This is a genomic window from Candidatus Methylarchaceae archaeon HK02M2 (assembly GCA_024256165.1).
Taxonomy (GTDB): Archaea; Thermoproteota; Nitrososphaeria; order Nitrososphaerales; family JACAEJ01; genus HK02M2.
The window spans coordinates 1-4,635 of record JAKLZG010000089.1; the positions used below are offsets into that span (position 1 = coordinate 1).

The 4,635-nt window shown below is 35.2% G+C and carries 4 protein-coding genes; 1 reads left to right on the forward strand and 3 read right to left on the reverse strand.

All coding sequences use genetic code 11. From position 1 onward, the window contains the following. Positions 1-188: 188 nt before the first annotated feature. Positions 189-863, reverse strand: coding sequence for a M48 family metallopeptidase (locus tag L6N96_06930; GenBank protein MCP8323891.1), 675 nt, complete (start codon positions 861-863; stop codon positions 189-191). 415 nt (positions 864-1,278) lie between these two features. Here L6N96_06930 and L6N96_06935 point away from each other — a divergent pair, with 415 nt between their 5' ends. Further along, the gene (locus L6N96_06935; GenBank protein MCP8323892.1) at positions 1,279-2,664 is read left to right on the forward strand and encodes a threonine--tRNA ligase; all 1,386 of its coding nucleotides are present in this window, start codon (positions 1,279-1,281) and stop codon (positions 2,662-2,664) included. Here the strand turns inward: L6N96_06935 and speB are convergent. Together speB and L6N96_06945 are read right to left on the reverse strand one after the other, a co-directional pair. After that, positions 2,661-3,551, reverse strand: coding sequence for an agmatinase (speB, locus tag L6N96_06940; GenBank protein ID MCP8323893.1), 891 nt, complete (start codon positions 3,549-3,551; stop codon positions 2,661-2,663). The genes L6N96_06935 and speB overlap by 4 nt on opposite strands. Continuing rightward, positions 3,552-4,541, reverse strand: coding sequence for a deoxyhypusine synthase family protein (locus L6N96_06945; protein ID MCP8323894.1), 990 nt, complete (start codon positions 4,539-4,541; stop codon positions 3,552-3,554). Positions 4,542-4,635: the final 94 nt, after the last annotated feature.

Below are 4,635 nucleotides of genomic sequence, written 5' to 3' on the forward strand. Positions count from 1 at the left end.
TGTTAATCTCCAAAGTCATTTGAGCCTCCTATCTTTAAGCCGTTGCATCTAATCAACTCATGCAAAGAGAAAATCAAATAATTACGATAATGATATTAAAGCGCAGATCCTTAACTTTTTTTGAAAACTCAAGGATCTGTTGTAACAACTATATTAACAATTTTTTGTTTAATTTGAATCATATGTTATCAACTAATTGGTACAATATTCTTTAACATCATTTCTCTTTCTATATAGTCTGGACATAATGACGCCAACTTGCACCGGAAATTCTTGGAATGATTAAATTCTGATAAGTGAGAAATCTCATGCAGGATTATATATTCAACTAACTCTTCTGGAAGCGCTATGAGTTGTGAGCTGAAAGTTAGTTCACCCTTCCTGTTGCAGGTCCCCCATTTCTTCATGTTCCTGACTTTAAAGTCGTTTATCTCTATTCCAAACTTATCGGCATAGGTTGGTATCTTTCTCTTCAGATAGCTCTTGGTTTTTCTTTTCATCCAATTCTTCAGCAGAGTCTTATGATCCATATCATCAGGTGTAGAAAGAATAATCTTTTCTTTGTCCATTTTTATTGTCGCCTTTTCTGAAGTTATAACTTCTAGATCGTGGTATTTCCCTTTGTAGAGGACTTTATTACCGCCAACATCAAATATCTGTTTCCTTTCCGATAATTCTTGATACTTCCTCTCTATCCATGGTCTTTTTTTCCTTATGATCTCTTCTGGTTTTACATTTGAGTCCTTGGGTAATATGATCTCTAGCTCAAAGTTTTTAGTAAATCTGAGATATACGTACTTTCTACCCCTCCCTCTTTTAACTCGATAATCGATTTCTTTATCACCGATGGATAGCTTTGGCATTTTCATCACTTTAGACGTTGTATTTCATTATGAACTTCATAAGGTCCTCGGTAAAAGAAGAGACGTTCTTTGTGTCAAGTATATCCGAAAATTCCTCATAACATGCATCAAATACGTTCTTCATGAGACATCCTGAGATTTTTTGTCCAATATTATAACTTCTATCCCTACATCTCTGAGCTCAAAGATGTTATAGCCAAAGGAGAGCATGACTGGAAGCTATAAATATGGTTATAGTTAAAGTATGATTTGAAGTGACATCCTTTATATACAATGGTATTAAATATTTTCATTGAGTTAAGAAGAATTACAAAAAAGTCTAGGCAATTTGATAGACTAAGGTATTGTTAAAAATGATTACATCAGTCAATTCTATATACCCGTATTTGTTGGAGTTTGGATAGGTCGCATAGAATTGCAGGTTTTCCAACCAGGTGAGTATTATTTAATAGACATTGATGGAAAAGTGCAAACGATAGAAGAGGCGAATATTAAAAATCAAAATCTTCAAGCCTTAGTAGATTATGAAGTTTATAAGAAGAGTACAGCTAAAAGAGCTCCACATATAGAACTAATGAAGAAGCTAAAAATAGCTGCATACGAAGAACTTTCTGACCCTGGTCATCTCAGACTGAAGCCTAAGGGAACTCTTATCTTCGACCTTCTTGTTGATAGGGCATTACAAATCGCTCTAGAATTAGGGGCCAATCCTATCAAGACTCCAATTTTTTACGATTTAAATTTTAAATCCATTAATGAACATGCTAAGCTCTTCGGTCAAAGGATGTATAAGGTAAAAAGTGGCAAAAGAACCTTTACTTTAAGATACGCAGCATGTTTTGGGCAATTCTCTTTACTTTCTGACTCAACTTTATCATACCGTGATCTACCTCTGAAAATATTTGAGTTGGCTGACAGTTACAGGCTTGAACAAAGAGGAGAATTGTTAGGGCTTACAAGGTTAAGAAAATTTCATATGCCAGATATGCACATATTATGCAGTAATATTAAAGAAGCAAAGATCGAATTCGAAAAAATATGTAAAAGATGTTTGGAAGAAGGACATAAATTCGGCTGGAATTACACGAGTCTTTACAATGTCAGTGAGAACTTTATTAACGATCCTAAAGGATTAAACTATATTAGATCTTTAGTGAAAATGGAAGGAAATCAAGTCCTACTTTATATTGTAAAATCAGGCATGTACTATTGGATTATTAACATCGAATATAACTTCGTCAGCCAACAAGGACGTATCATAGAGAGCTCTACTGCCCAGATAGATGTTGGAAACGCTGAGCGGTTCAAAATATCCTATGTGAATAAAGAAGGCAAAGAAAGAAAGCCTGTGATCATCCATACAGCCGTAATAGGATCGTTAGAACGGTTTATGGCAGACCTTTTAGAGAAAGCTTCTAGTCTACAAACACCCTCCCTACCTACATGGATCTGCCCTGTGCAAATGAGGATCATTAATGTAGATAGTGAATCTTTGCAATTCTGCATAAAATTGGCGGAGAGTTTCAATAAAAATAACATTCGTGCCGATATTGATGATAGAAGTGAAAGTGTGGCAAAAAGAGTAGCTAACGCTGAAGTAGAATGGATACCATATGTAGCGGTTGTAGGCAAGAAAGAGGTTGAAGGAGGGAAATTGTCCATTAGAGCGAGATCTTTGAGAAAGAAAATAGAGATTGGAGAAGAAGAGCTTTTAAAGACAATTAAAGAGGAAACAAAAGGTTGGCCATTTCGCCCACTTTATTTTAATATGCTCGTTTCAAAAAGACCGAGTTTTGTCTAGAATAATTGATCTCGTTGAGCTATATATGATAGACCAATAAGTTCACTCATAAGCCTGGCGGCTACGACTGCTGTAATGCCTTGATCGTATAAGGGTGTGAGCTCAACAATATCAAAACCCACGATATTTTTACCTTTTAAAGAGTAAAGAAACTCAAGAAGCTTATGAGTAGATATTCCATTAGGTTCAGGATTACTTACAGCTGGAGCGAATCCGGGATCGAGTACATCGAGGTCGATACTCACATAAACATTTTTAAAATCTTTAAGAAAATCTGTAAGAAGATTTTCAGCATTATTAATTTTATGTATTATTTGTGCAGATATTAAGGATAGCCCTATCTTGTTTGCAAACAACCACTCCTCATTACTAGCAGCTCTAGAACCTACATGTATTATATTATCGGCCCCTATTTTTTCAGTCAATCTCCTGAGAAAGGTTGCGTGACTCAGCTTTAAGCCTGAAAATTCATCTCTCATATCTAAGTGAGCATCGAATATAATGAGCGCCGCATCCTTAGGCGCAGAAAGATAGGCACCCAAGGTTAAGGAATGTTCCCCACCTAAAATTCCACAAGTCACATTCTCACTTATTATTTCAGTTACTACTTTTCCTGTTGAATAGATCATCTCATCAACATTGTTCGTTGATTTTAAGTTGCCAAGATCCTCTATGTTTATTCTTTCTAAATCCACATTGAGCTGAGGTAAATATATCTCAATATTCATATAAGCTTGGCGTATAGCGTTAGGACCAAACCTTGTACCAGGCCTAAATGTCGTAGTTACATCGAAAGGAACACCAAAAATCTTTGCGACTGTTTCTAAACCCTCTTCTGTATAAGTGATTAAAGGCTCAGATACAAGAAAAAGATCCCTATAACTCATTTAATTGAACCTTTCTAGAAGCGCAGTTACAATAATCGGAAATGCTAGTGTAATTTCACTTACCACTACAACCTTTCTTGCTACTTCCTTTATCTTGCCCCAAGATATGGCTTCGTCTAAAGTTGCCCCAGAAAGACCACCAGTCTCTGGTCGATCTAGAGTTATTTGTATAACATAGTCTATCATGTTGTAATCTAGTTTCTTTTGAGCAAAAATAGAGGATTGAAAAATGTAATTTTTTGGTACACCTCCACCTAAAATTATAGCGCCTGTTTTTTCGTTTTTTTCTCTTATTGACCAAATATCTTCAAGATCTTTGAAAGCATCTACACGCAGTTTTTCATTGTTATTTCTATTATATCTTACAGCTTCGATTCCATATTCCGAATCTTGAATAGCGGGTGCGAAGACCTTTACACCATGATTATATGCAGATTTTAAAATTGAACTTTCATTTGGGAGGCGTTTGGCGATCTCCATAATGAATTCATTTATCGAAAGAGTTTCACCTCTTCTACTAGTACTTATGTCATGATATATACTTCTAATAGGCTTATCGAATTTTTCATCAAAGTCCTCATCTGTAACAAAAACATCGTATATTCTGTTTATGCCAGTCTTACTAAGGATATCGTCTCTTAAGTAAGGTGAGCCTTTATAATGTTTACCACCAAATACCTCCAAAACATCATGAACTAGATTGGCACCAGTACTAACGATTGCATTGACCCACCCCTTCTCAATCGATTTAATAATTACTTTTTTAATACCCGCTGGGACAAGAGCTCCCGATAAAGTAAGAAAGATGTAAGCATTATCTTTGATCATTTGTTCGTATATATCTACAGCTTTTGCGAGTGTACCAGAAGAAAAAGAACCTGAATCTTTCATCTGGAGTACTAATTCGTTTACTGTCATTCCTTTCCAGATTTCCATAGATTTAACTGGTCCTTTTCTTAATTCATCAATTTTTGATTTATCCATCTTCATTTTCTCTTAAAATGTGATTAAGATTTTTTTAATCTTTATAACCTTTTTTATTCATCAACCTCTCTTATACGCACCAAAAGAAGTCCTCAATCTT